The organism is Faecalibacterium sp. An122, from assembly GCF_002160895.1.
Taxonomy (GTDB): domain Bacteria; phylum Bacillota; class Clostridia; order Oscillospirales; family Ruminococcaceae; genus Faecalibacterium.
In genome coordinates, this window is record NZ_NFLL01000033.1 from 1 (window position 1) to 24,945 (window position 24,945).

The window sequence follows — 24,945 nt, forward strand, 5'->3', positions numbered from 1 at the left end:
AACTTCGAGCGCTTACAAAAGACGGCCCGGTTTTTTCTTAACGGCTTTTGCCCGCCGCTCCGATTGAGACCACATGCCCGCCTCAGCGGGCTGGTAGTCCAATGAATCTATAACTGCTGCAAAACCGTACACTTTGAAATTGCAAGGTAATACCCTTTTATCATCTAAACCCACCCAACCGCCCAATAGCGGAACCCCCTGCGGCCTGTGGCCGCGCCCCCTAACAGGGGCTCTAAATTTCTGGCTGCTCCTTTTACACATCAGCGCCGCGGATTTATTATCCGTGAGGGCTCACGGCTTTGTGCCGGATAGAGCCGGGCCAAAGCTGCCGTTTTCACCCATCTTTCACACTTATAGGGGGTAGAGGTATTATTTCCCACTTGTCTTGTGGGAGAAAGCGTGCTATACTGGGGCCATGGATACCCCCACGGGTAGCCTCCTTTGGTGCAGATACGAGCATAAGCCAACGAAAGAGAGGTTTTTTCGATGATGGAAGAAGAAAAGAAGTGCTGCTGCGGGGCCGCTGAGGCCGCAGAGGACGAACAGGCGGGCTACCCCGTGACCACCATGCACGGCACTCCCCGCACCCGCCACCGCAGCCCCGAGGAATACCAGGACCTTATCAACCGGCTCAACCGGGTGGAGGGCCAGGTCCGCGGCATCCGCGGCATGGTGGAGCGGGACGCCTACTGCCCCGATATCCTGTTCCAGGCGTCGGCGGTGAGCAAGGCGCTGGACAGCTTCTGCAAGGAGCTGCTGGGCCAGCACATCCGCACCTGCGTGGTGGACGACCTGGAGGCCGGCAAATACGAGACGGTGGACGAGCTGGTGCGGGTGATCCAGCGGCTGATGAAGTAAGTCCCGCCGCAGGGAGGAAGCAATGAAGCAATACAACGTCACCGGGATGAGCTGTGCGGCCTGCAGCGCCCGGGTTGAAAAGGCGGTCAGCAAGGTGCCGGGGGTCACGGCCTGTTCGGTGAGCCTGCTGACCAATTCCATGGGGGTGGAGGGCACCGCCTCCCCCCAGGCCATCATCCAGGCGGTGCAGGAGGCGGGCTACGGCGCCAGCCCCAAGCAGGCGGGGCCCGCCGCGGCCCCCGCCGGGTCCGATCTGGACGCCCTGGCCGACCACGAGACCCCCAAACTCAAGCGGCGGCTGCTGGCGTCTTTGGGCTTTCTGCTGGTGCTGATGTATTTTTCCATGGGGCATATGATGTGGGGCTGGCCTTTGCCGGGCTGGTTCGACGGAAACCATGTGGCGGTGGGCCTGGTTCAGCTGCTACTGGCGGGGATCGTCATGGTCATCAACCAGAAATTTTTCATCAGCGGCTTCAAGAGCCTGCTGCACGGCGCCCCCAACATGGACACCCTGGTGGCCCTGGGGTCCACCGCCTCCTTTGTGTGGAGCACCTATGCCCTGTTCCAGATGACCAGCGCCCAGCTCCACGGGGACAGCGCCGGGGTGATGGAATACATGATGGAGCTGTACTTTGAGTCGGCCGCCATGATCCTCACCCTCATCACGGTGGGCAAGATGCTGGAAGCCCGCAGCAAGGGCAAGACCACCAGCGCCCTCAAGAGCCTGATGAAGCTGGCTCCCCAGACCGCCACCCTCCTGCGGGAGGGGGCGGAGGTCACCGTCCCCATCGGGCAGGTGCGCCGCGGGGATCAGTTTGTGGTGCGGCCGGGGGAAAACATCCCGGTGGACGGGGTGGTGCTGGAAGGGTCCAGCGCCGTCAACGAGAGCGCCCTCACCGGCGAGAGCATCCCGGTGGACAAGGCCCCCGGCGACGCCGTGTCGGCTGCCACCGTCAACCAGTCGGGCTTTCTGCGGTGTGAGGCCACCCGTGTGGGCGAGGACACCACCCTCTCCCAGATCATCCGGATGGTCAGCGACGCCGCCGCCACCAAGGCCCCCATCGCCAAAATCGCCGACCGGGTGTCGGGTGTGTTTGTGCCGGTGGTCATCGCCATCGCCGTAATCACCACGGCGATATGGCTGCTGCTGGGCCAGAATCTGGCCTTTGCCCTGGCCCGGGGGATTTCGGTGCTGGTCATCAGTTGTCCCTGCGCCCTGGGTCTGGCCACCCCGGTGGCCATCATGGTGGGCAACGGCCTGGGGGCCAAAAACGGCATCCTCTTTAAGACCGCCGCCTCTCTGGAGGCCGCCGGCCGCACCCAGATCGTGGCGCTGGACAAGACCGGCACCATCACCCGGGGCGAGCCCCAGGTCACCGACCTGCTGCCCGCCGCCGGCGTCACCGAAAGCGAGCTGCTGACCCTGGCCGCCGCCCTGGAGCAAAAGAGCGAACATCCTCTGGCCCGGGCGGTGCTGGCCCACGCCGCCGGCCAGGCGGTCCAGCCGCCCCAGGTCACCGACTTTGAGGCCCTGCCCGGCAACGGCCTCACCGCCAAACTGGAAGGCCGCAGCATCTTCGGCGGCAGTCTGGCCTTCATCCAGACCCTGGTGCCGGTGCCCGCCGCCCTGGCGGACCAGGCCCAGACCCTGGCCCAGCAGGGCAAGACTCCCCTGTTCTTCGGGGGCGAGGGCCGGCTGCTGGGTGTCATTGCGGTGGCCGACACCATCAAGGAGGACAGCCCCGACGCCATCCGCCAGCTGCGGGACATGGGCATCCGTGTGGTGATGCTCACCGGCGACAACCAGCAGACCGCCGACGCCATCGGCCGTCAGGCCGGGGTGGATCAGGTGATTGCCGGGGTGCTGCCCGACGGCAAGGAGAGCGTCATCCGCGCCCTGAGCGAAAAGGGCAAGGTGGCCATGGTGGGCGACGGCATCAACGACGCTCCCGCCCTGACCCGGGCCGACACCGGCATCGCCATCGGGGCCGGCACCGACGTGGCCATCGACGCCGCCGACGTGGTCCTGATGAACAGCCGTCTGTCCGACGTGCCCGCCCTGATCCGGCTCTCCCGCGCCACGTTGCGCAACATCCACGAAAACCTGTTCTGGGCCTTCATCTACAACATCATCGGCATCCCTCTGGCCGCCGGTGTGTTCATCCCTCTGGGCCTGACCCTGAATCCCATGTTCGGCGCGGCAGCCATGAGTCTGTCCAGCTTCTGCGTCGTGTCCAATGCTTTGCGGCTCAACCTGTTCAACATCCACAGCGCCCGCAAAGACAAACCCATCCGGCCCGTGGACCTGCCCCCTGCTCCGGCTCCCCGGCAGACCGCGTGCCCCATCAACACTACGGAGGTAAACGCCATGCAAAAGACCATTCAGATTGAAGGCATGATGTGCGGCCACTGCGAGGCCACCGTCAAGAAGGCTCTGGAAGCTCTGCCCCAGGTGGACAGCGCCCAGGTCAGCCACACCGCCGGCACCGCCGTCGTCACCCTCAACGCCGACGTGGAGGACTCCGTCCTCAAAAAGGCCGTGGAGGACAAGGACTACACCGTCACCGGCATTGTCTGAGCCTTAAACGATACCCCATGACAAAACCGCCCTCTGTACACCGGGAACCCGGCGCGGAGGGCGGTTTTGTATGAGCGGGCAGGCATAACAGGCAGATAGTTTGCCGCCCCACGTTAAACACTCTATTTCTTTTCCTTTTTGGTCGCTCCGCTGGGGCCAGAGGGCTGCGCAGCCGAGGCGCTGCCTGCGGCAGAAACAGCCGAGGCGGAGCAGGGGCAAACACAGTGACCGCGTCCTGCGGACGAAACAGGGAGCTGTGTTTGGCGCCGCGCTCCAATTTTCACAAGGGCGCACTGTCGCCCGCTGGGAAAATTGGCTAAGCGCAAGAGGACAGCGGTCTGTCTTTTGCGAGAGCGCAGTGACGCTCGAAGCAAAAGCAGGGCACCGCAACCCGGAGCAGGGAGGGGCGGCTCTCTTGCGCTTAACCGCCATACCGCTGACGGCTCCTTTCTTTTCCTTTTTGGTCGCTCCGCTGGGGCCAGAGGGCCAGGGAGGGGGTTTCGACTCCCCCTCCCTAGGCCCTCTGGACTCCCTACCCTCCCTAACGACCAGGGTCTGAACCCTGGACCCAGACAGAGTGGTCGCTCTGGGCAAAAGCCTAAAAAAACACGACGGCCTTGGCCCGTTAAAACTTTGAGCGCTTACAAAAGACGGCCCGGTTTTTTCTTAACGGCTTTTGCCCGCCGCTCCGATTGGTACCACATGCCCGCCTCAGCGGGCTGGTGGTTCAGTGGTTTTTTTGGTGTTGTGGGGCGCAGACTTTTTTACAAAAACCACGCCCCCGGCCTGCACGCTGCGCAGGACCCGGGGGTGTTTAGGTTTTTATCTTAAATGTTCCCCTCAGCCTTCTGCCGGCTGGTTCTGGGCCAGTTCTTCATGGTAAAAGACGCCCAGGGGGCCCAGGTAGTTTTTCTGCCAGGGCTTGGGCTTGCCCAGATAGTGGACCACCACCGTGTTCCGGCGCACCCAGTCCAGGCTGATCTTTTCGCCGGGGGTGGCGTTGCACCGCAGGTACAGGCGGTCGGTCATGTTGTAGATCCGGCTGTCCAGCACCAGGGCCCGGTCCCCGAACAGGGCCGTCAGGATATCCTGGTCGGGCAGAATCAGGCGGCGGCGGTATTTTTCGGCGTAGTCCCGGATATCTTCCAGCCGCACCAGATCCCGCAGAAGGTCCAGATTCATCATCAGGACCCCCGAGTTCAGGTACCGCACCCCCTCCTCCAGGCCCAGACGGGCCTGGTTCACCCTGTCCATGAACTTCCGGGTATGGCTGCAGGCCATGAAGGCCGCCCCGCCAAAGTCGGAGGTATACAGGGGCATCAGGCTGTTGAGGATGACGGTGTCCACGTCCAGATACAGAATCCGGTCCAGCTCCGGGGGCAGCAGCAGAGGCGCCGCCAGCCGGTAATAGATCTGGAGCGGATACCGCCCCGTCTCGGGGAAGCCCTCAAACAGGCCGTCCGGCACCGAAATCAGGGTGCACCGGTCCTGGGGGCGGAGCGCCGCCCGCATCTGGGCGGCGTCCTCCCCGGTCAGGTCGGAGTGGAGAACGTACAGGTCATACCGATCGGCCCCGCCGTGGCGCAGGATGGTGGCCATGCACTGGCCCCACAGGGGGACAAACTTCCGGTTGATGGAAAACAGCAGATTCATGATCCAGTCCTATCCAAGCCCTGCCGCGTCAGGCGCGGCTGCGGGCCTTTTTTTGTTGTGGGGCGCGGCAGGCGCCGGGCTCCGCCAGGGCGGCGTCCAAAAAGCCCCCCGAGGCGTAAATCCGGCACAGGGCCTGCCCGATCTGGTGCAGGCTCCGGGCCTCGGCCACCGCCAGTCCCCCCTCCTGCAGGCTGGGCAGGTGTCCGTCCAGCATATCCCGCAGTTTGGAGGCAAAGCCATCCAGGCTGTCCGCCTTATAGACCGACTTGCCGTCCTCCAGCCAGTTGTCGTACACCGGGATATCCCGCACCAGGGTGGGAATGCCGCAGGCCAACGCCTCCAGCACCACAATCCCCTCGGTCTCCTCATGGCTCAGGAAGGCGAAGGCGTCCGCCCCGCAATAGGCATCGCAGAGGGCGTCGGCGTCCACAAACCCCGCAAACAGCAGGTTGCCGGGGGCCGACTCCATGGCGCGGCGGATCTCCTCGGTGAGGAGGGCCTTGTCGGTATGGCCGAACCAGATGAACCGCACCTGGGGCATCCGGCGGGCCAGCTCCACGAAGTCGGGCAGGCCTTTGCGGACCATCCAGTGGCCCACCGAAATCACGCACTTCTGCCCCTCCGCCAGGCCGTACTTGGCCCGGAACCGGGCTGCGCGGTCGGGGTCGGGCTTGAAAAAGCCGGTATCAATGCCGTTGGACAGGGTGTAGATGGGCCGGCCAATCTTATACCCCATCAGAATCCGGCGGGAATAGACGCTGGGGGTGATGACCACATCCCCCTGGCGGTAGCAGAAAATCAGCCACCGCTTGAACAGCGGCGCCAACAGGTTGGAGCCGAAAAAGCTGTTGCGGAAGTCCTCCATGGTGGAGTGGCCATAGTAGACCACCTTGCACCCCCGGGCATGGGCCCGGGCCGCCGCCAGCGGCGCGTCGGGCAGGACGGTATTCAGGTGCACCACGCACCCCTTGGCCTGGGGCCCGGCGGGGGGAATCTCTCCCACCAGCGGCACCCCAGCGCTCTTCAGGGCGGCGGCCTGGTGTTCCAGGGCCTTGCCTACCCCGCTCTTGCGGACGGTGTTGTAGCCGCCCTGGTAAATGCAGACAGACATAGTCGAACAATCACTCCCTGCTCTGTACATCCGGCGCCGCGCCGGGTCAAATCAAACGCAGAATCGTATTCATGGCCACCGTCAGGCCGGTGCTGTAGGCCGCGATGGCGAAGGGTTTGCAGGTCAAAATAATCAGGGTGAACTGATCCCACCGCATGGAGGTGGTGCCGGCCATATAGCACAGGAAGTCATCCGGCGCCACCGGCAAAAAGATGGCCAGCGCAAACCAGCGGGAAAAGCTCTTGTGCCCCATCCAGCGGTCGTATTTGATCAGCAGCTTGCGGGGGAACATCCGTTCCAGCAGGGGGCGGCCGCAGTAGCGGGCCACCCCAAAAGCCGCCAGAGATCCGATGCAGATGCCGATGTAGTTATAGGCGAAGCCGTACCAGGGCCCGAACAGCACCACGCCGGCCAGGCAGCCCAGGCCGCCGGGCAGGATGGGCACCACCACCTGTACCGCCTGGAAGGCGACGAAGGCGGCCGCCGCCCAGACACCCAGCCCCGACACCCAGCTCTGAAGGGCGTTCAGGTCGGTGAGGAGGCCCCGGTGCCAGGCCCAGACACCCAGCCACAGGCAGAGGAAGAACCCCACCCCCGAGGCGGCCGCCGGGACGCCGGCGGGCAGTCCGCCCGGGATGCGGCAGCGGCGTTCCACCGCCTCCTCATACACCTGGAGGGCCTGCTGGGCGAAATGTTCCGCCGAAAAGCGCTCGGCGGTGGCCAGGGCGCCCTGGCGGAGGCGGCGGGCGGTATCGGGGTCGGACAGGGCCGCCAGGGCCTCATGGAAGCCGGCGGCGTCCTTCCACTGCCAGCCGTTCACCCCGTCTTCCACCACCCCATCCAGGCAGGGGTCGGCCCGGACGATGGTGGGGGTGCCGCAGGCCAGGGCCTCGAAATAGGTCAGGCCCTGGGTCTCGCTCTGGGAGGCGCAGACAAAGGCGTCCCCCGCCTGATAGTACCGCACCACCTCGGCGGGCGGCACCATGCCGGCAAACATCACCCGGTCCACCAGGCCCAGGTCGGCAGCCTGCTGTTCCAGCTGGGCCCGGGCGGGGCCGTCGCCTACAAACAGCAGCAGGGGCCGGCTCTCGGCCGGCTCTCGGACCAGCAGCCGGAGCAGTTCGCCGTGGTTCTTCTCGGCCGCCAGACGGCCGATGGACACCAGAATCCGCTCGTTCTCGGGCAGGCCCAATGCCCGCCGCAGGGCCGGGCGCTGGGCGTCGTCGATGGGGTGGAAGGCCGCCAGGTCGATGCCGGTGGGCACCGTATACACCGGGCAGCTCACCCCGTAGTGTTCCAGCAGGTCCGCCACCTTGCCGGTGGGGGCGATGATGGCGTCGCACCGGCCCGAAAACAGCCGGGTCAGCTCCTTGACCGCCACACGGCCGCAGCGCTGGCTGGGGATGATGTAGCGGGTATAGTCCTCATAGGCGGTGTGGTAGGTATGGACCAGGGGGCAGCCGCACCGCCGGGCCAGCCGCCACGCCGGCAAAAAGGTGGAAAATTCACACTGGGAATGGATGATGTCGGGCCGCCAGTCGGTGAGGACCCGCATCCAGCGGTTCCAGGCCGCGAATCGCACCCGCGCCCCCGGGTACACCCGGTCGGCGCTGAGGCTGCCCAGATAAATCACCCCGTCCTCCTCATAGGAATGGTTGGTGGGCGACAAGGTCAATACTTTTACATCGTGGCCCCGGGCCATCAGTTCCCGCCGCAGCAGGGTTACCGATCGCACCACGCCGTTCACGGCCGGGGTCCACCAGTCGGTGGTCAGCAATATTTTCATAAACAAGATCCTCCGTGGCAGGAATGCCATGACGGTTGCAATTTCTTTCCTATACCATTCCCAACGATTCAGCGGGCCGGTTCTTTACAAAGAAAGGCGTTTTCACAAAATTCTTACAAAGTCGTATCCTGCATTCCCCAAAAAAGGCGGCCCGCCGTCCCCACGGCAAAGAACCGGCGGACTTGTTTGTGTCCGCCGGTCCGGCTTCGCCTTCGATTATATTGTAGCAGGTTTTGGAAAGTGCCGCAAGGCAGTTTACCATTTCTTTGCACAATCTTGCCGCATTGACAAAAAAACGCAGTGACGGGGCCATTTTACAGCCGTGCGAAGGCCGCGGTCCCCCACCGGCGCAGCAGGTGCAGCAATCCGATGCACCCCGCCGCCGTGACGGCGCAGCACGCCGCCAGAGCCCTCGCCGGGCCCAGCAGGCCCCGGGTCACCCACCACAGTCCCGTCAGGGCCGCCAGCGCCGCCCAGCCGCCGAACAGGGTCACCACCGGGGCGGCGCTGTTTTTGACGGCGGCGGTCTCATTGGTCCAGTGGAGGTTGGGCAGCCGCAGGCCCAGAACCAGCCCCGCCGCCCCGGTCAGCAGGGTGAACAGGGCGGTCTCCGCCAGCACCAGACCCGCCGAAAGGGGGTCGCAGCCCAGCAGCCACACCGCGCACCCTGCCGCGGCCAGGGCGGGGGGCAGCGTCAAAACCAGATGCAGGTCCAGCTTGGCCCGCAGGGCCTGCCAGGGGGTCACCGGCAGGGACTGGATCAGCCAGAGGGTCCGCCCTTCCAACGACACCGAGGGCGGGGTAATCAGGCTCATGGCGGCCACCGAGCAGACCAGGCCGCAGCCCGCCGCCGGGCCATAGGCCCCGGCCTGGGGCCAGAGGGCCAGCAGCGCCCGCAGGTCCTCCGCCTTCCAGACCAGCACCGGCACCGCCAGCACCATCAGGATGGACGCCATGGTGCTGTTCACCATATAGCTGGTGCTGCCGGCCAGCCGCAGCCATTCCCGGCCCAGCAGAGCCCGCCGGACGCTATGGGCCCGGGCGGTTTTTTCCCGGTAGGCGGGGCGGGCTCCCGCCCGCCGGGTGGTCATAATCCGCAGGTAATTCCGCCGCAGCACCAGCCAGCACAGGGCCAGGGCCCCCAGCCCCGCCGCGGCCAGCAGGCCCACGGCCCACCCTTCCCCTGCGGCGGCGCTGCCCAGCAGGTACACCAGCCAGGCGCTTCCCCCGAGGCTCTGGACCTGGTCCAGATGGGTCAGCAGCCAGGTCAAACCCTGGCGGACCCCCACGTTGGCCCCCAGAGCCAGAGCCAGCACCGCCACCGCATAGACCAGGTTCAGGGCGGCCTTATACCGGGTGATGCGGCCCCCCAGCATAGCCGCGGCCCAGCCCGCCAGGCAGGACACCGCCAGCACCAGGCAGCCCAGAGAGGCCAGCACCGGCGCCATGGCCAGGGCCGCCGCCACCGGCCGGGACCCCAGCACGAAATACACCCCATAGGCCGGGGCCAGCACCAGGGCCTGATACCCCAGCCCCAAAAACCAGACGTATCCCATCCGCACACCCAGAATCATCCCCGGCGGGATGGGCAGGGAGAGAAGCATTTCATTGTCCCGGGCGGCGTAGAGGGAGCTGTAGGCCATCATCCCCCCGCCCAGCACCCCCACCAGCAGGGCCGGGGCCGCCGACAGGGCAAAATACAGCCAGTCCAGCCCGGCGGCGGTGAGGGGCGGGCAGATCAGGGCGTCCAGCACCCCCACGCTCCCCATCACCAATCCAAACAGGCACACCACCAGCACCCCGAAGGCCGCCGCCTTCCAGCCGGTGCGGCGGCGTCCGGTGGCGCTGCTCCGGCGCAGGGGCGCCGTCAGCTCCAGCAGCTGTTTTTTCACCAGGGCTTTAAGCATGGCCGTTCTCCCCTTCCAGTTCCAGAAAGACCTCTTCCAGCGAGTCGTCCCCCTTGACCTCCTCCATGGTTCCGGCCCGGACCAGACGCCCGCCCCGGATGATGGCCACCTTGTCGCAGAGCTTTTCCGCCACTTCCAGCACATGGGTGGAGAAGAAGATGGCCCCGCCCTCGTCGCACAGACGCCGCATCAGCACCTTGAGCTGATGGGCGGCCCTGGGGTCCAGGCCCACAAAGGGCTCATCCATCAACAGCAGCTTGGGGTCGTGGAGCAGGGCCGACAGGATGGCCAGCTTCTGTTTCATGCCGTGGGAGTAGGCGCTCACCGGCTGGGCCAGGTCCCCGGTCAGGCCGAACAGGTCCCCGTATTCCCGAATCCGCCGGGCCCGCCGCTCCGCCGGCACCTGGAATACATCCCCAATGAAGTTCAGGTACTGGATGCCGGTCATGTACTCGTACAGGTCGGGGTTATCCGGGATATAGGCCATCCGCTGTTTGCAGGCCAGGGGGTCGGTCCGGATGGACACCCCGTCCACCAGGATCTCCCCCGCGTCAAAGTGCAATATCCCGCAGCAGCTCTTGAGGGTGGTGGTCTTGCCGGCGCCGTTGTGCCCGATGAAGCCGTAAATCTCCCCCGGGCGGATGTGCAGGGACAGGTCGTCCACCGCCTTTTTGTCCCCGTAAACCTTGGTCAGATGTTGAATCTTCAGCATGCAGGAATCTCCTCCCCTGTCCAGACTTTTCCCCCCGCCGGGCGGAGGGTGTGTATCTTTTTGATATCAAAATCATATCACACCATTTTCTCCCTGTCAAGCCGCAGGCGCAAAAAAAGCGCCCCCGCCCAAAGGGCAGGGACGCGAAAAAACAAGGGTCAAAGACCCCGGGGCACGGGGCACCAGCGGGCGCGCCCGGGGCTGGCCGTTCCAGCTCCTCCCAGAGGGCGGCGGGCGCAGATTTACGCCAGCACCGACACTCCCCCGATGCCGAAGGCCTCCAGCAGCCGGAGGGCCGCCGGGCCGATGGTCTCGCCGCTGACGGCGATGGGGATGGCGGGCGGACAGGACACGGTGGGCAGGGCGCAGACCCGGCCCAGAGCCTCCCGGGCGGGGATACGGACCTGACGGCCCAGAACCGCCTGGCGAATGGTGCAGGCAGGCTGTCCGGCCTGGCGTTCCAGGTCCTCCCAGAGGGCGGCGGGCAGGGCGGCAGGGCCCTCCCCTGTCCCGGGATGGGCGATGGCGTCCAGGGCGGCGGACAGCACCCGGTCAAAATCCCGGGGCGGGTTGTGGGGGGTGAACATCAGCACCAGATACCGGGGGTCGGCGTACTCGCATTCCACCCGGTGGGCCCGGAACAGCTCTGCCAGCTCCTGGCCGCTGCGGCCCGCCGCCGCCCCGTCCAGCACCAGTTTCAGGGGCTCGGAGGGACGGACCAGGCCGGGGCACCGGGCGTCCAGCTGAACTTTCAGGGCGTCCAGCGCCCGGATGCAGTCCGCCAGACGGGCGGGCCAGTCCCCCGCCAGCGCCCCGGCGCACAGGTCCAGGGACTGCAAAATCAGATAAGAGGGGCTGGTGGAGCCGAACAGGCACATGGCCCCCCGCACGTCCGCCGGGTCGGGGTTCAGCAGGCCCCGGCCGGCGTGGAGGTAGGCCCCGCCGGTGAGGACCGGGAGGGTCTTGTGGGCCGAATCGCAGCACATGTCCGCCCCCAGGTCGATGGGATGGCGGCTGCCCCCCGGCAGAAACCGCAGATAGGCCCCATGAGCGTTGTCCACCAGCAGGGGCACCCCACGGGCATGGCACAGGGGGGCCAGGGCGGCCACGTCCTGCACCCCGCCCAGGTAGTCGGGGCTGGTGAGGTAGACGCCGAAGGGGCGTCGGCCTTCCCGGGCCAGGGCGTCCAGGGCGGCGGACAGCCGGCCGGGGCTCACCGGGCAGGCGCAGAGGCTGGCGTCGGGGCCGGCCGGGGGCCACAGCCACCGGACATCAAAGTCCAGCAGGGCCGCGGCATACAGAAGGGCCTTGTGGGCGTTGCGGGCCGCCAGCAGCACCGGCCGGCCCTCCCCCTGGGGGGCGGCCTGCAGGGCCAGAAACAGCATGGCCCGGATGCACTGGGAGGAGCCTTCCGCCCCGTACCAGGTGCCTGCGGTGCCGAACAGCCGGGCGGTGACCGCCTCGCTCTGGGCGATGATCCCCTCCGCCTCGTACAGTTCATCCGCCCCGGCGATCTCGGTCAGGTCCAGGGCCTCGCAGCCCAGGGGGCCGGTCCCCTTGTGGCCCGGCATATGGAGCCGGGAGGTGTCCGAGGCGGCGTAAGCCCGCACAAAGTCCGCGATGGGGGTCAGGCTCATTCGGCGCAGCCCTCGCCGTCGGCGCAGGCGGTGCAGGTGCCGCCCAGCTGGACGGGAACCTCAATGCCCTGGGCGGCCAGGTCCTGGTTTTTGGCCACCTCGATCATGATGGCGCACTCGATCCGCTTCTTGAACAGCTCGCAGCCGTACTCATACACGCCGCTGATGCTGCCGGTGGCGTGGTAGGCGTTGGCGGCACAGCCGCCCGAGCAGTACAGCTTGGCCCAGCAGTCCTTGCACTCGGGACGGGCGTAGGCGTTGCAGTGGCGGAACTCATCCTGTGCGGCGGTGTTGGTGACGCCCTTCCAGATGTCGCCCAGCAGGTACTTGGGATCGCCCACAAACTGGTGGCAGGGGTACAGGTCGCCCCAGGGGGTGACTGCCATGTACTCGGTGCCCGAGCCGCAGCCCGAAATCCGCTTATAGATGCAGGGGCCGCCGGTCAGGTCGATCATATAATGGTAGAAGGTGAAGGGACGGCCTTCCCGCTCCCGGCGCAGCATCTCCTTGGCCAGCAGCTCGTACTGGTCCAGCAGCACCGGCAGGTCCTCTTTGGTGAGGGCGCAGGGATCGTCGGGCTTGGACACCACCGGCTCCATGCTCAGCTCGGTAAAGCCCAGGTCGGCCATGTGGAAGATATCCTTGGTGAAGTCGGTGTTGGCGTGGGTGTAGGTGCCGCGGATATAGTAGTTCTTGTCGCCGCGGGCCTTGACGAACTTCTGGAACTTGGGGACGATGGTGTCGTAGCTGCCGCGGCCGGCGTAGTCCACACGCAGACGGTCGTGGATCTCCTTGCGGCCGTCCAGGCTCAGAACCACGTTGCTCATCTCCCGGTTGCAGAAGTCGATGACGTCGTCGTCGATCAGCATGCCGTTGGTGGTGAGGGTGAAACGGAAGTTCTTGCCCGTCTCCTTCTCACGCTGGCGGCAGTAGGCCACCAGGTCCTTCACCATCTGCCAGTTCATCAGCGGCTCGCCGCCGAAGAAGTCCACTTCCAGGTTGTGGCGGGTGCCGGAGTTCTCGATCAGGAATTCCATGGCCCGCTTGCCCACGTCCAGGCTCATGAGGGCCCGCTCGCCCTGATACCGGCCCTGGGCGGCAAAGCAATAGGAACAATTCAGGTTGCAGGTGTGGGCCACGTGCAGGCACAGGGCCTTGACCACATGATTCCGGTTCTTGAAGTCAAAGGCCATGTTCTCGTAGACGTCGGGGCTCCACAGCTTGCCGGCGGCCTCCAGGGCCGCCACGTCGTCCAAGCACTGGGCCAGGTCGGCGGCGGTGACGTCGGGACGGTCGGCGTATTTTTCCAGCAGCCGGGCGGTGATCTCCTCCCGGGTGGCTTCCTTATACAGGGCGATGACGTCGTAGGCCACCTCGTCCACCAGGTGGACCGAGCCGCTGCAGGTATCCAGCACAATATTGTAGCCGTTGAGTTTATACTGATGTACCATTCTTTCCTCCGTGATACACAAAAAAATGCCGCCCGGCAAAGGCGGCATCGGATGGGGCCAAGATTACTTGTTGCTGTTCTCGCACTTCTGGTTTGCCACGCCGCAGGAAGTCTTGCAGGCGGACTGGCAGGAGGTCTGGCACTCGCCACAGCCGCCGGTCTGGACGCTCTTGGTCAGGTCGCGGGTTGCAATGGTCTTGATTCTCTCCATGGTATGTACCTCTCTATCTTATCCATTACGCCCCAAACAGGGCGCGCGTATTCTGTTTGTATGATAACACGGTTTACCTTCCCTGTCAAGGGTCGTCCTCCCCGAATGCGGGCAGCCCCGCCAGGATGGTGTGCAGGCCCAGTTCCCGGGCGCGCTGGATCAAATACCGGTACCGGCACAGCAATGCCTGACGCTCATAAATCCGCTGTTCCACCAGGTCGGGGTCCACTTCCAGGTCGAACATCATGGCGTTGCGGCGCAGGCAGTACAGGCATTCCTTGATTTCCTCCTCCAGCTCGGGGTGGTAGCGCTCATGTTCCACGTCCCGCGGGATGCGGCGGGACAGCAGGCTGGGACGGCGGGGGGCGGTCTGGGACATACGATCTTCTCCTTCCACAGTTGACACCATACAAAAAACACGGGGCCCGGTCCTTTTCGGGGCCCGGCAAAAGCCTCTTTCTTATTCTACGCACCCCGCACGGAAAAATATGCCGGATTTTTTATTTTGGGGGTTGACAATCCCATCCAACCTGAGTATAATAATCACTGTCGGCAGCGCAAACGACTCGCCGCCCGACAGAAAATCAAAATCCGATGGGGATTTGCATAGTGGTAGTGCGGTAGACTCTGACTCTACTTGTGGGAGTTCGATTCTCTCATCCCCAACCAAAAGGCTTCGCCAAACGGCGAAGCCTTTTTTCTTTTTTCAAAAAGAAACCTTTCTTTTTGAAAAAAGAAACAAAAACTTTTTACTGTGTACCATACAGTTTCCGGGTCTCCGAAGGCTCCGCGGGGCCTTTACGCTCCGGCTCGCTCGCGGCGTTTGCGCCTGCGGCGCGGTATGCAAACACAGCGACCGCGTCCAGTGGACGAAACAGGGAGCTGTGTTTGGCGCCGCGCTCCGGTTTTCGCAAGGGAGCGCCGTCGACCGCCGCGAAAATCGGCTAAGCGCAAGAGGGCAAAGTCTTGTGTAGCCTGGTTTCTCTCGCCCGGTACGCACTGAAAAACCATAACAAAGCCCCCGCTCTCCCGAGGTGGGAAAGCGGGGGCTTTTTATCAGCCAGTCAAAGATATCGCAGTTTAAAAGACCATCATGTATTGTTTTCGATTTTCAGCGTGGGCGGCGTATCCTCTGTCGTTTCATTATATAGATCACCGCACTCAGAATTCATGGCCTCCACGGCGATGATCCAGGTGACACTACCCTCACCCACTTCAACGGCATCTCCCGAACCTTGATTGTTGGCAACACCCCGTGAAGCACTACCACTCCAGTAACAGGCTTTGAGGGTTCCAAAATTGCTGCCCACTGCGCCGCCAACAACCCAAGTATTGCCTTCCACATCACTGGTGGAGTAGCAAGCAGTAGTTTGACCGCGGTTGGTTCCAACAACACCGCCGACCACGGAGTAACCTTTTACACGTCCTTCGGCATGACGGCACCCAATAATTATGGCATCATTGCCGCTTTCTCCTACCACGCCGCCAACAGCATTGCCTTCGCTGGTCACAGATCCCGTAGAGGCACAGTTGGCAACCTTCCCCACATTCGATCCCGCAATGCCGCCGCTCTTCTCTCCTGTTGCTTCTACACTACCAGTGAAAATACAACTGGTGATTTCTTTGTCGTTGTATCCTGCAATGCCTCCAACCTGGCTAGCACCCTTTACAGTACCAGCGTTAAATCGACAATCTTTAACAATACCATTGTTCGACCCCACAACGCCACCGGTACGAATGCCGCTGCCCGTTACCATAGCGGTTGAGACACAGCCCTGAACCACGCCATTACTGCTGTTGGTTCCCACCACACCGCCGACGTATTGAGGCGCGTCTACTGTGCCGGAAACCGTACAGTCCTGAATCAAGCCCTTGCTATAGCCCGCCACAATGCCGGAATGCTGTACAGAATCTCCCGTTGTCGTCACAGAGGCCTGCTCCAGGATCAGATTTCTTATTTGAGCGTTTTCGCCCAAAAAGCCAAACATCCCCTGATACTCGCTGGTGCCTGCAACGGTCATTCCTTCGATGACGCAGGAATTGCCCTCAAAAATACCATTGTAGGCTTTGCCATCGCCTCCAATAGGCACCCAAGTGCCGGTAAGCTGAATCGTTTCGTCTGCATCCAAAGTACAATTCACATCTGTCTTGCCGCTATCCAGCGCATTCTGCGCCGCTTCAGCCCAGGCCAAAAGCCCTTTTTCTGTATAGACAGTGTAGGCTCCATCCTGTGCTATAGCATAATCATCACAGGAAAATCCGGGATCAGTAGGGCCAGGGTCATTGTCGCTGCTGGTGCTGCCCGCCTTGAGCACCTCCACGTCCACCGCGATGTAATAGCCGTTCTCGGCCTCGATCATGGCGACGCTGGCGCGGTAGCTGCCGTCATCGGGCAGAGAGCCGAAAATGCCGGCCCACTGGGCCAGGGCATTCCGGGCGGCGGCGTCGGGGTCGCTGCCGGCCTGGAACACCAGATCCACGCCGTGTTCCCTCTGCTGGCCGCCGTCCAGGCGGTTAAAGGAGATGCTGACGCCGGACAGGTTCAGGTTGTTCACCAGCCGGGTGAGGATTTCCTCCTCGGTACCGCCCTCGGCGGCCGCCTTTTTCAGGGCGGCGGTGAGGTCGCTGTCCACCTCTACGTCCACATTGGTGTACAGGCCGCTGAGCAGGTCGGCCATGACCTGGGACAGAGCCTTGCTGCCATTGCCGCAGCCGGCCAGCAAAGCCAGGACCAGCGCCGCCGACACAAGCAGCGCTGTGACTTTTTTCGCAAGCATGATGGTTTCCTCCTTTGGTTGGTCCGTCCGGGAAAGTGTACTTTATCGAACAGCCCAAAGGGGACAGTTTATTGCTTTAAATGGATTGATATCAGGCGGTTTTTCTGGTATAATTTTTATATAACAGATGTCCAAACACCCCGTTCAGAAAAGTACACCTTTCCGGACGGGGATTTTTTGGTGCAGGGAGGCTTCAAGGGATGGTTGGCCGCTGCATCAGAATAACCAAAAACAACCCCTGTCCAGAGGATGGACGGGGGTTGTTTTTACTTATAGGTTTTCAGAGCGTGCCGGTGAGGAAACTCAGGCTATGCGAGACTTTGGACTCACCGGGCCGCAGGCCGGGAGCCTGCTAAAGAGGCTGAAACCTGACCGCCGGCAGGGCCTAGTGAAGATTACAGCAGTCAGCGGTACCAGGTGAAACCTCTTGCGCTTAGCCGATTTTTGCGGCGCGCCAGGGATGGCGCTTGCAAAAACCGGAGCGCGGCGCCAGCCTCGCCTCGCTGCTTCGTCCACTGGACGCGCTCGGCTCGGCTGCCTTTTGCCCCGCTTTTTCTCGAAAAAGGATGGGCCGGGGCGGGTTATTTCTGGATGGAGGTGCGCACCAGGGCGCGCTTGAGCCGGGCCTGGGCCAGCTCGTACTCCTGTTCGGACAGGTTCTTCTGGGCCAGGATCTCCTCGGCACGACGCTTGGACGCCTCGGCACGGGCCTGGTCGATCTCCTCCACCCATTCCCAGGTGGTGGCCACCAGGCGGACCTCGCCGTCCAGCACCGTCAGCATGCCGCCCATGCAGGCGGCACGGCGCCGCTGGCCGTCCGGCAGGATGATATGGGCCTCACCCATGCCCAGGGCCGTACAATAGTCCCCGTGGCGGGCCAGGATGGCCAGATCCCCGTCGATGGCCCGGCAGACCACACGCTCGGCCTCGCCCTCAAAGGCGCAGCCGTCCGGCGTGACCACCGTCAGATGAAAGGTCGTCATGGTTTACCCTTTCTTTGCCTTGGCGAAAACGTCGTCGATGGTGCCCGCGAACAGGAACGCACTCTCGGGCAGGGCGTCGCACTCGCCGTTCAGAATCATGCGGAAGCCCCGCAGCGTCTCTTTCAGCGGCACGTACTGGCCGGGCATGCCGGTGAACTGTTCCGCCACGTGGAAGCTCTGGGACAGGAACCGCTGCACCTTGCGGGCGCGGCTGACCGTCAGCTTGTCCTCCTCGCTCAGTTCGTCCATGCCCATGATGGCGATGATGTCCTGCAGCTCCTTATAGCGCTGCAGCACCTTCTGGACGGCGCGGGCCACCTCATAGTGCTCCTGGCCCACCACGTCGGGGCTCAGGATGCGGCTGGTGGAATCCAGCGGGTCCACCGCCGGGTAGATGCCCTGGGACGAAATCTCACGGCTCAGAACGGTGGTGGCGTCCAGGTGGGTGAAGGTGGTGGCGGGGGCCGGGTCGGTCAGGTCGTCCGCAGGGACGTAGACCGCCTGGACCGACGTGATGGAACCCTTGCGGGTGGAGGTGATGCGCTCCTGCAGGGCGCCCATCTCGGTGGCCAGGGTGGGCTGATAGCCGACGGCCGAGGGCATGCGGCCCAGCAGAGCCGACACCTCACTGCCCGCCTGGGTGAAGCGGAAAATGTTGTCGATGAACAGCAGCACGTCCTGGTTCTTGACGTCGCGGAAGTATTCCGCCATGGTCAGGCCCGACAGGGCCACCCGCATACGGGCTCCCGGCGGCTCGTTCATCTGGCCGTAGACCAGGGCCGTCTTGTTGATGACGCCGCTCTCGGTCATTTCGCCGTACAGGTCGTTGCCCTCACGGGTGCGCTCGCCCACGCCGGTGAACACCGAATAGCCGTTGTGCTCGGTGGCGATGTTGTAGATCAGCTCCTGGATCAGAACCGTCTTGCCGACGCCGGCGCCGCCGAACAGGCCGATCTTGCCGCCCTTGGCGTAGGGGCAGATCAGGTCGACGACCTTGATGCCGGTCTCCAGGATCTCGGTGGTGGACTGCTGTTCCTCATAGCTGGGGGCGGGACGGTGGATGGGCAGCCAGGCCTCCGCCTCGGGGGCGGGCTTGTTGTCGATGGGCTGGCCCAGCAGGTTGAAGACTCGGCCCAGGCATCCCTCGCCCACCGGTACCTTGATGGGCTCGCCGGTGTCCACAGCCTCGGTCCCGCGGACCAGGCCGTCGGTGCTGCTCATGGCAATGCAGCGGGCCACATTGTCGCCGGTCAGCTGCGCCACCTCCACCACCAGCTTCTGGCCGTGGTTGTCGATCTCGATGGCGCTGAGCAGCTCCGGCAGCTCGTTATCCTTGAACCGGATATCCAGCACGGGGCCAATGACCTGGATCACCTTGCCGATATGTTTTTCGGACATAGGCTACAACTCCTTACTTTTACAATGAATCTTTACATTTCTGCGCCTGCCACGATCTCGGTGATTTCCTGGGTGATGGCGGCCTGACGGGCGCGGTTGTAATACAGATTGAGGTTTTCGATCATCTCGGACGCGTTCTTGGTGGCGGCGTCCATGGCGGTGCGGCGGGCGGCCAGCTCGCTGGCCACGCTCTCGCACAGTGCGCCGTAGACGGTGCCGGCCACATATTCGGGGATGATGGCCCGGAACACTTCCTCACAGCTGGGCTTATACAGGATCTGGCTGCGGCGGGCCTCCGCCTTCTGCTCCTCGGTGGGAGAGATGGTCAGGGGCAGCACCTCCACCACGCTGGCGGTCTGGGTCATCATGGAGTCAAAACGGGTGTAGCAGATCTTCACCGCGTCGTACTTCCCGTCCAAAAAGCCCCGGATGATCTGGCGCGACAGCTGGAAGCAGTCGCCCACCGACACGTCCGCCGCCGGCAGCACTTCCCGGGTGAACAGCTCCGCACCGTGGTGGGCGAAGTATTCCGCCGAGCGCTTGCCGATGGGCAGGATCAGGGGGTTTTCTTCCTGCTCGGCCGCCAGCTTGAAGATATTGGCGTTGTAGCCGCCGGCCAGGCCGCGGTCGCCTGCAATCACGATCAGCAGGGTCCGGCCGCTGCCCGCCTGCCGCCGCAGATAGCCCTTCTGGGCCCGGGGGTCGGCGGCGGCAATCTTGGTCAGGGTCTCATACAACGTCTCGAAATAGGGGCGGCTGTGTTCCACCCGCTCCTTCGCACGGCGCATTTTGGAGGAGGCCACCAGCTCCATCGCTTTGGTGATCTGCATGGTGCTTTCTACGCTTTTGATGCGCAGCTTAATGTCCTTCATGGAGCTTGCCATGCGCAACACGCCTCCTTCCTATCAATGTGCCTTGACGAACTCGCCGGTGAAGGCGGTGAGGATGGCCTTCAGCTTTTCCTCGGTGTCCTTGTCCAGGTTGCCGGTGGTGCGGACGGTCTCCATGACCGCGGCGCCCTCGGCGTTGTTGTCCAGGTACTCGTACAGGTCCCGCTCATAGGTGGACACGTCGGCCACCTTCACCTCGGTGAGGTAGTCGTGGATGGTGGCGTAGAGGATGGCCACCTGCTTTTCCACCGGCACGGGGGCCGAACGGTTCTGCTTCAGCACCTCCACGATGCGCTCGCCCTGGGCCAGGCGGGCCTTGGTGTCGGCGTCCAGGTCGGAGCCGAACTGGGCGAAGGACTGCAGCTCCCGGTACTGGGAGTAGATCAGCTTCAGGGTGCCGGCCACCTTCTTCATGGCCTTGATCTGGGCGTTGCCGCCCACACGGGAGACCGAAATGCCGGGGTTCACGGCCGGCATGACGCCGGAGTGGAACAGCTCGGTTTCCAGGAAGATCTGGCCGTCGGTGATGGAGATGACGTTGGTGGGAATGTAGGCGGACACGTCGCCCGCCTGGGTCTCGATGATGGGCAGGGCCGTCAGGCTGCCGCCGCCCTTGGCGTCGGACAGTTTGGCGGCGCGCTCCAGCAGACGGCTGTGGAGGTAGAAGACGTCGCCGGGGTAGGCCTCACGTCCCGGGGGACGCCGGATCAGCAGGGACAGGGCGCGGTAGGCCACTGCGTGCTTGGACAGGTCATCGTAGATGATGAGGGCGTGCTTGCCCTTGTTCATGAAGTATTCGCCCATGGCGCAGCCGGAATAGGGGGCGATATACTGCAGGGGGCTCAGCTCGCTGGCGGTGGCCGACACCACGATGGTGTAGCTCATGGCCCCGGCCTCGGTGAGGCTCTGGACCAGGTTGGCCACGGTGGAGCGCTTCTGGCCGATGGCCACGTAGATGCAGATGACGTCCTTGCCCTTCTGGTTGATGATGGTATCGGCGGCGATGGTGGTCTTGCCGGTCTGGCGGTCGCCGATGATCAGCTCGCGCTGGCCGCGGCCGATGGGGATCATGGAGTCGATGGCCTTGATGCCGGTCTGGAGGGGTTCCTTGACCGGCTGGCGGTCGATGATGCCGGGGGCGGGGCTCTCGATGGGACGGTATTCGGCGGCCTCAATGGGGCCGGCGCCGTCGATGGGCTGGCCCAGGGCGTTGACCACGCGGCCAATCATCCCCTCGCCCACCGGCACCGAAACCACCTTGCCGGTGCGCTTGACGGTGCCGCCTTCCTTGATGCCCACATCCGAGCCCAGAAGCACGATGGAAACCGTGTTCTCCTCCAGGTTCTGGGCCATGCCATACTCGCCGTTCTCAAACAGCAGCAGCTCGCCGGCCATGCACTTCTCCAGGCCGCTGGCATGGGCGATGCCGTCGCCCACCATGATGACCGTGCCGATCTCGCTCTGCTCGATGACGGTCTCATAGTGTTTGATCTGGGCGCGAATGATCTTTGATATCTCCTCAGGCTTCAGTTGCATTGTTGTCTGTTCACCACTCAATTCTTTGTGATTTTCAGGGTGGAAGGTCTTGTCACAGGGCGGCGGAGGCGATGCTGGTGCGCAGGCCGGCCAGGCGGTTCTTCACCGTGCCGTCCAGCTCGGTGCCGTCCATGTCCAGCCGGATGCCGCCCAGCACCCCCGGGTCAACCCTGCATTGCAGGTCGATGGTTTTGCCGGTGACCGCCTCCAGCTTCTGGCGCAGGCGGGCGGCCTGGTCCGCAGTGAGGGCCACGGCCGAAACCGCGGTGGCCTCCAGAATCCCGTGGGCGGCGTTGTACCGCAGGCGGTAGGCCCGGGCACAGTCGCCCAGCTGCCGCAGCTGGCCCCGCTCGCACAGGATCTTCAAAAAGTTCAGCAGATAGGGGTGGACCTCCCCCCGCAGCGCCTCATCCAGCAGGCCGCAGCGCTCCTTTTTGGGGAGGCTGGGGGTGCTGAGCAGGCGCAGGTAGTCGGGGTTTTCCACCAGCAGAGCCCGGCACTGGTCCAGCTCGGTCAGGATGCGTTCGTCCGCCCCCTCCTCTGCCGCCAGCTCATACAGGCTGCCGCCGTACATTTTTGCGAACTCGGTCATGATGCTTCACCCACGTTCTGGATAAATTCGTCGATGAGGGCCTTGTGGTCGGCCTCCCGGATCTCGCGCTCCACCACTTTGGAGGCGATCTCGATGGCCATGCCGCCGATCTCATCCTTGACCTCATTCACAGCCTTGCGGCGCTCCTGGGCGATGTCGGCCTCCGCCTTCTGCTTGAGGGCGGCAGCCTGGGTGCGGGCCTCGTTCAGCATCTCTTCGCTGCGGGCGGCGGCGGTCTTCTGGGCAGCGGCCACAATCTGGTTGGCCTCGGCGCGGGCCGAACGCATATTCGCCTCGTACTCCGCCTTCATGGCCTCGGCCTCGGCCCGCAGCTGGCGGGCCTCCTCAATCTGGCTGTCGGCCTTGGCCTTGCGCTGGGCAATCACCTTGCGCACAGGCTCCAGCAGCAGCTTTTTGAAGATGAAAAGTTGGATCATCAGGTTGCAGATCTGCGCCAGAAAGGTCCACCCGTCCAGCGTAATCAATGCATTATACATCCGCGTTTCCCTCCTTTCCGTTGGATGTGTCCGTAAGAGAAACGCTTACTTCAGGTAGTTCATGAACATGCCGGGGGCCAGGAAGATCAGCAGCAGGCCGGTGACGAAGCCGTAAATACCGGTGGTCTCGGCCAGAGCGACGCCCAGGATCAGGGTGCTGGTGACTTCGCTCTTGCACTCGGGCTGACGGCCGACGGCCTCACAGGCAGCAGCGGCGGCGTTGCCTTCGCCGATACCAGGGCCGATGCCGGCGATCAGCGCGCAGCCGGCGCCGATGCCGCAGCCTGCCAGAGCGATACCACGGGCCAGAAATTGAAAGTCAGTCATAGTTGTTGTCCTCCTAAAAATTGTTTGGGGCGGCAAGGATCAAACTCAGTCCTCGCCGGCGGCCTGTTTGATAAAGATGGTGGTCAGGGTGCAGAAGATGAAGGCCTGAATGCAGCCGCCGAACCAGTCGAAATACAGGCCCGTAAAGGCCGGGATGCCGATCTGGAACAGCTGCAGCTGGCTGAGGATGCCCGGCAGGGCGCCGAACACCACATGGCTCAGGCTGGCCAGTGCCCAGTACAGCAGGGTGGAGATAACTGTGCCGGACAGGATGTTGCCGAAGTGACGGCAGGCCATGCTGACGGGGGTGGCCAGCTCCGAGATGACGTTGATGGGGGCCATCAGGAAGATGGGGTCCAGGTACCCGCGCAGGTAGCCCAGGATGCCGCTGGCCTTGATCTTGTGGTAGGTAATCAGGATAAACACCACCACGGCCCAGGCCAGCTCGGTGTTCAGGTCGGCGGTGGGGCTCCAGAAGCCCAGGACGCTGATGAGGTTGCATCCCACGCTCAAAGCGAAGATGGCGCCCACCAGAGGGATATACTGGTTGAAGTGATAACCCATGTTGTCGTGGACGAACTGTTCCAGCCGCTCCACCACCAGCTCAGCCACCGCCTGACGCTTGGAGACGTTCTCCAGCTGGAGGTTATGTCCCAGCCAGAACGCCAGCCCCGACAGCAGGGCCATGACGATCCAGGTCATCACCAGGGTCTGGGAAATCTTGAAATCCCCCAGGACCGGGATATTGGTGTGGATGGTAAAGAGGATTTTTGCGCCGTTCAGTTCCATTGTTCAGGTTTCACCCCCTTTGACGCCGGGGTCGTCGGCAGGCTGGGCCTCGCCGTCGGGGTCATCCACCGAGACCTCGGGCTGCGGGCGGGGCTTTGCGGGCTGATACTTGCCGGTTATTTGCAGGTAGTAGATGGTGATGCGGGGGAAAAACAGCGGCAGCACGCTGGCGAAGGGCTGGAACCAGGGCGACGCGATGGCGATGACCACCCACACGGCCTGGACCAGCATACGGACGTTGTAGGAGACCTTGAGCATCATTTTGCGGCGGTCCTCGTGCTTCTCGTCCACGACTTTCTGGACCATCAGGCAGATGCCGGCAAAATTGCCCACCGCCACCGCCGCGCCAATGATCCCGCCCAGCACCACCGTGCTGTCGAAGGGGACCCAGTTCACCACGTGGAACGCTGCGAACAGCACCCACATGGCGGCGGTGCACAGGGCGGTTCCCCCTGTGATGCGTTTCAGTTCCTTTTTGGATTCCGGCTGCAGTTTCATGATGAAAGCAGACCTCCTGTCACAATGATTGGGGCCGCGGCGGCAAATTATTCGTGATGATTGAAGCCGACGCGGCGATTCTGGTCTTTTTGGGCGCGGCGCAGCCGGCCCCGGGCAAACACCCAAAAGTTCTGCCCGCCGGCCGCCAGGCCCAGCAAAACCGCCGGCAGATACAGCCACATGGGCCAGCCCCACCGGGTCACGGCCCACCAGCAGCCACCCAGGCACATGACCAGGGGCAGCAGCATGGTCAGGCCCAGCTGGGTGAGCCAGACCAGATCTTCCAGCACTTTGTACAGACCTTTCAACTGCGTTTTCTCCTCTCTGAGACCGGCCCGGAAAGGCTTTCCAGCCCGAGGGCATCTCATTCAGAGTATAAACCAAAGCGCTCAAAAATGCAACCTCTTTTCCCCGAAAATGTAGTAAACAGTCACAGTTTCACCGTCTTTTTCAAGAAAACCGCTGCATCGCGGTTTTCAAGTTCGGGGCGGGATGGACACATGGACAGAAGGTGCCGGAGGGTGGAAAGGGTGAAATATACCGTTGCGGAGGCCGCGTTTAGAGCAGAAAATTTGGGCAACGGCAACCCGGAGGAGGGAGGGGTGGTTTTCTTGCGCTTTGCCGCTCTGCCTTTAACACTCTGTCTCTTTTCCTTTTTGTCCGCTGCGCTAGGCCCAGAGGGGGAGGGAGGGGGTTTCGACTCCCCCTCCCTACCCCCTCTGGACTCCCTACCCACCCTAACGACCAGGGGAGAC

23 protein-coding genes and 1 tRNA gene are annotated in these 24,945 nt (G+C 63.5%); 3 read left to right on the forward strand and 21 right to left on the reverse strand.

All coding sequences use genetic code 11. The features are described from left to right. Positions 1 to 486 precede the first annotated feature (486 nt). Complete coding sequence (locus tag B5E67_RS13460) at positions 487 to 858, forward strand: metal-sensing transcriptional repressor (RefSeq protein ID WP_087249451.1); 372 nt, start codon at positions 487 to 489, stop codon at positions 856 to 858. Between the two features lie 22 nt (positions 859 to 880). Beyond that, positions 881 to 3,436 carry a heavy metal translocating P-type ATPase gene (locus B5E67_RS13465; protein ID WP_087385675.1) on the forward strand — a complete coding sequence of 852 codons (2,556 nt, stop codon included), beginning with the start codon at positions 881 to 883 and terminating at the stop codon, positions 3,434 to 3,436. Positions 3,437 to 4,276: 840 nt separating this feature from the next. On the opposite strand, the gene B5E67_RS13470 is transcribed toward B5E67_RS13465, so the two are convergent. The 9 genes from B5E67_RS13470 to B5E67_RS13515 all read right to left on the reverse strand — a co-directional run bounded on the left by B5E67_RS13470 (position 4,277) and on the right by B5E67_RS13515 (position 14,282). Continuing rightward, the gene (locus tag B5E67_RS13470) at positions 4,277 to 5,089 is read right to left on the reverse strand and encodes a glycosyltransferase family 8 protein (RefSeq protein ID WP_087385676.1); all 813 of its coding nucleotides are present in this window, start codon (positions 5,087 to 5,089) and stop codon (positions 4,277 to 4,279) included. Positions 5,090 to 5,117: 28 nt separating this feature from the next. Further along, positions 5,118 to 6,200 (reverse strand): glycosyltransferase, encoded by a 1,083-nt coding sequence (locus tag B5E67_RS13475; protein WP_087385677.1) that lies wholly within the window; start codon positions 6,198 to 6,200, stop codon positions 5,118 to 5,120. Positions 6,201 to 6,246: 46 nt separating this feature from the next. Continuing rightward, entirely contained in the window at positions 6,247 to 7,986 is a 1,740-nt protein-coding gene (locus tag B5E67_RS13485) for a glycosyltransferase (RefSeq protein ID WP_242957003.1), read from the reverse strand. 314 nt (positions 7,987 to 8,300) lie between these two features. After that, on the reverse strand, positions 8,301 to 9,893 hold the full coding sequence (locus B5E67_RS13490; protein ID WP_087385678.1) for a hypothetical protein: 1,593 nt from the start codon (positions 9,891 to 9,893) through the stop codon (positions 8,301 to 8,303). After that, positions 9,886 to 10,605, reverse strand: coding sequence for an ABC transporter ATP-binding protein (locus B5E67_RS13495; RefSeq protein WP_087385679.1), 720 nt, complete (start codon positions 10,603 to 10,605; stop codon positions 9,886 to 9,888). Before B5E67_RS13495 ends, B5E67_RS13490 begins: the two co-directional genes overlap by 8 nt. Positions 10,606 to 10,847: 242 nt before the next feature. After that, complete coding sequence (locus tag B5E67_RS13500) at positions 10,848 to 12,242, reverse strand: amino acid decarboxylase (protein WP_087385680.1); 1,395 nt, start codon at positions 12,240 to 12,242, stop codon at positions 10,848 to 10,850. After that, complete coding sequence (gene scfB / locus B5E67_RS13505) at positions 12,239 to 13,693, reverse strand: thioether cross-link-forming SCIFF peptide maturase (protein ID WP_087385681.1); 1,455 nt, start codon at positions 13,691 to 13,693, stop codon at positions 12,239 to 12,241. Before scfB ends, B5E67_RS13500 begins: the two co-directional genes overlap by 4 nt. A 63-nt stretch (positions 13,694 to 13,756) precedes the next feature. After that, on the reverse strand, positions 13,757 to 13,903 hold the full coding sequence (scfA, locus tag B5E67_RS13510) for a six-cysteine ranthipeptide SCIFF (protein WP_087249166.1): 147 nt from the start codon (positions 13,901 to 13,903) through the stop codon (positions 13,757 to 13,759). Between the two features lie 85 nt (positions 13,904 to 13,988). Beyond that, on the reverse strand, positions 13,989 to 14,282 hold the full coding sequence (locus B5E67_RS13515) for a DUF2508 domain-containing protein (RefSeq protein WP_087368852.1): 294 nt from the start codon (positions 14,280 to 14,282) through the stop codon (positions 13,989 to 13,991). A gap of 216 nt (positions 14,283 to 14,498) precedes the next feature. On the opposite strand from B5E67_RS13515, the gene B5E67_RS13520 reads away from it, so the two are divergent. Then, a tRNA-Gln gene (locus B5E67_RS13520) sits at positions 14,499 to 14,572 on the forward strand. A gap of 422 nt (positions 14,573 to 14,994) precedes the next feature. Here B5E67_RS13520 and B5E67_RS13525 read toward each other — a convergent pair. The 12 genes from B5E67_RS13525 to B5E67_RS15750 all read right to left on the reverse strand — a co-directional run. Next, positions 14,995 to 16,680 (reverse strand): GLUG motif-containing protein, encoded by a 1,686-nt coding sequence (locus tag B5E67_RS13525; protein WP_087385682.1) that lies wholly within the window; start codon positions 16,678 to 16,680, stop codon positions 14,995 to 14,997. A 581-nt stretch (positions 16,681 to 17,261) separates the two neighbouring features. After that, the gene (atpC, locus tag B5E67_RS13530; protein WP_087249160.1) at positions 17,262 to 17,663 is read right to left on the reverse strand and encodes an ATP synthase F1 subunit epsilon; all 402 of its coding nucleotides are present in this window, start codon (positions 17,661 to 17,663) and stop codon (positions 17,262 to 17,264) included. A gap of 3 nt (positions 17,664 to 17,666) precedes the next feature. Continuing rightward, the gene (atpD, locus tag B5E67_RS13535) at positions 17,667 to 19,061 is read right to left on the reverse strand and encodes a F0F1 ATP synthase subunit beta (RefSeq protein WP_087249158.1); all 1,395 of its coding nucleotides are present in this window, start codon (positions 19,059 to 19,061) and stop codon (positions 17,667 to 17,669) included. A gap of 32 nt (positions 19,062 to 19,093) precedes the next feature. After that, on the reverse strand, positions 19,094 to 19,945 hold the full coding sequence (gene atpG, locus B5E67_RS13540; protein ID WP_087368716.1) for an ATP synthase F1 subunit gamma: 852 nt from the start codon (positions 19,943 to 19,945) through the stop codon (positions 19,094 to 19,096). Between the two features lie 21 nt (positions 19,946 to 19,966). Continuing rightward, positions 19,967 to 21,487, reverse strand: a complete 1,521-nt coding sequence (gene atpA / locus B5E67_RS13545) for a F0F1 ATP synthase subunit alpha (protein WP_087368718.1) — start codon at positions 21,485 to 21,487, stop codon at positions 19,967 to 19,969. A gap of 52 nt (positions 21,488 to 21,539) precedes the next feature. Further along, positions 21,540 to 22,079 (reverse strand): ATP synthase F1 subunit delta, encoded by a 540-nt coding sequence (atpH, locus tag B5E67_RS13550; protein ID WP_087385683.1) that lies wholly within the window; start codon positions 22,077 to 22,079, stop codon positions 21,540 to 21,542. Continuing rightward, on the reverse strand, positions 22,076 to 22,576 hold the full coding sequence (atpF, locus tag B5E67_RS13555; protein WP_087249149.1) for a F0F1 ATP synthase subunit B: 501 nt from the start codon (positions 22,574 to 22,576) through the stop codon (positions 22,076 to 22,078). The genes atpH and atpF overlap by 4 nt, the downstream gene beginning before the upstream one ends. A 45-nt stretch (positions 22,577 to 22,621) precedes the next feature. Continuing rightward, complete coding sequence (gene atpE / locus B5E67_RS13560; RefSeq protein WP_087249147.1) at positions 22,622 to 22,903, reverse strand: ATP synthase F0 subunit C; 282 nt, start codon at positions 22,901 to 22,903, stop codon at positions 22,622 to 22,624. A gap of 45 nt (positions 22,904 to 22,948) precedes the next feature. Continuing rightward, a complete protein-coding gene (locus tag B5E67_RS13565; protein WP_087249145.1) occupies positions 22,949 to 23,692 on the reverse strand; it encodes a F0F1 ATP synthase subunit A in 744 nt (247 codons plus the stop codon). Between the two features lie 3 nt (positions 23,693 to 23,695). Continuing rightward, entirely contained in the window at positions 23,696 to 24,190 is a 495-nt protein-coding gene (locus B5E67_RS13570) for an ATP synthase subunit I (RefSeq protein WP_087385684.1), read from the reverse strand. Positions 24,191 to 24,237: 47 nt separating this feature from the next. Next, positions 24,238 to 24,498, reverse strand: coding sequence for an AtpZ/AtpI family protein (locus tag B5E67_RS13575; RefSeq protein ID WP_242957006.1), 261 nt, complete (start codon positions 24,496 to 24,498; stop codon positions 24,238 to 24,240). A gap of 122 nt (positions 24,499 to 24,620) precedes the next feature. After that, the coding region (locus tag B5E67_RS15750) for a hypothetical protein (protein ID WP_204246557.1) at positions 24,621 to 24,945 on the reverse strand (325 nt) is incomplete at its 5' end.

Excerpts from the sequence above, each read along its gene's own strand:
- B5E67_RS13485 (WP_242957003.1), bottom strand. The coding sequence starts at position 7,986 with ATGAAAATATTGCTGACCACCGACTGGTGGACCCCGGCCGTGAACGGC.
- atpF (WP_087249149.1), bottom strand. The coding sequence starts at position 22,576 with ATGTATAATGCATTGATTACGCTGGACGGGTGGACCTTTCTGGCGCAG.
- atpA (WP_087368718.1), bottom strand. The coding sequence starts at position 21,487 with ATGCAACTGAAGCCTGAGGAGATATCAAAGATCATTCGCGCCCAGATC.
- B5E67_RS13570 (WP_087385684.1), bottom strand. The coding sequence starts at position 24,190 with ATGAAACTGCAGCCGGAATCCAAAAAGGAACTGAAACGCATCACAGGG.
- B5E67_RS13515 (WP_087368852.1), bottom strand. The coding sequence starts at position 14,282 with ATGTCCCAGACCGCCCCCCGCCGTCCCAGCCTGCTGTCCCGCCGCATC.
- B5E67_RS13500 (WP_087385680.1), bottom strand. The coding sequence starts at position 12,242 with ATGAGCCTGACCCCCATCGCGGACTTTGTGCGGGCTTACGCCGCCTCG.
- B5E67_RS13565 (WP_087249145.1), bottom strand. The coding sequence starts at position 23,692 with ATGGAACTGAACGGCGCAAAAATCCTCTTTACCATCCACACCAATATC.
- B5E67_RS13465 (WP_087385675.1), top strand. The coding sequence starts at position 881 with ATGAAGCAATACAACGTCACCGGGATGAGCTGTGCGGCCTGCAGCGCC.
- atpC (WP_087249160.1), bottom strand. The coding sequence starts at position 17,663 with ATGACGACCTTTCATCTGACGGTGGTCACGCCGGACGGCTGCGCCTTT.
- atpH (WP_087385683.1), bottom strand. The coding sequence starts at position 22,079 with ATGACCGAGTTCGCAAAAATGTACGGCGGCAGCCTGTATGAGCTGGCG.
- B5E67_RS13525 (WP_087385682.1), bottom strand. The coding sequence starts at position 16,680 with ATGCTTGCGAAAAAAGTCACAGCGCTGCTTGTGTCGGCGGCGCTGGTC.
- scfB (WP_087385681.1), bottom strand. The coding sequence starts at position 13,693 with ATGGTACATCAGTATAAACTCAACGGCTACAATATTGTGCTGGATACC.
- B5E67_RS13475 (WP_087385677.1), bottom strand. The coding sequence starts at position 6,200 with ATGTCTGTCTGCATTTACCAGGGCGGCTACAACACCGTCCGCAAGAGC.
- B5E67_RS13495 (WP_087385679.1), bottom strand. The coding sequence starts at position 10,605 with ATGCTGAAGATTCAACATCTGACCAAGGTTTACGGGGACAAAAAGGCG.
- B5E67_RS13470 (WP_087385676.1), bottom strand. The coding sequence starts at position 5,089 with ATGAATCTGCTGTTTTCCATCAACCGGAAGTTTGTCCCCCTGTGGGGC.
- atpE (WP_087249147.1), bottom strand. The coding sequence starts at position 22,903 with ATGACTGACTTTCAATTTCTGGCCCGTGGTATCGCTCTGGCAGGCTGC.
- B5E67_RS13490 (WP_087385678.1), bottom strand. The coding sequence starts at position 9,893 with ATGCTTAAAGCCCTGGTGAAAAAACAGCTGCTGGAGCTGACGGCGCCC.
- B5E67_RS13460 (WP_087249451.1), top strand. The coding sequence starts at position 487 with ATGATGGAAGAAGAAAAGAAGTGCTGCTGCGGGGCCGCTGAGGCCGCA.
- atpD (WP_087249158.1), bottom strand. The coding sequence starts at position 19,061 with ATGTCCGAAAAACATATCGGCAAGGTGATCCAGGTCATTGGCCCCGTG.
- atpG (WP_087368716.1), bottom strand. The coding sequence starts at position 19,945 with ATGGCAAGCTCCATGAAGGACATTAAGCTGCGCATCAAAAGCGTAGAA.
- scfA (WP_087249166.1), bottom strand. The coding sequence starts at position 13,903 with ATGGAGAGAATCAAGACCATTGCAACCCGCGACCTGACCAAGAGCGTC.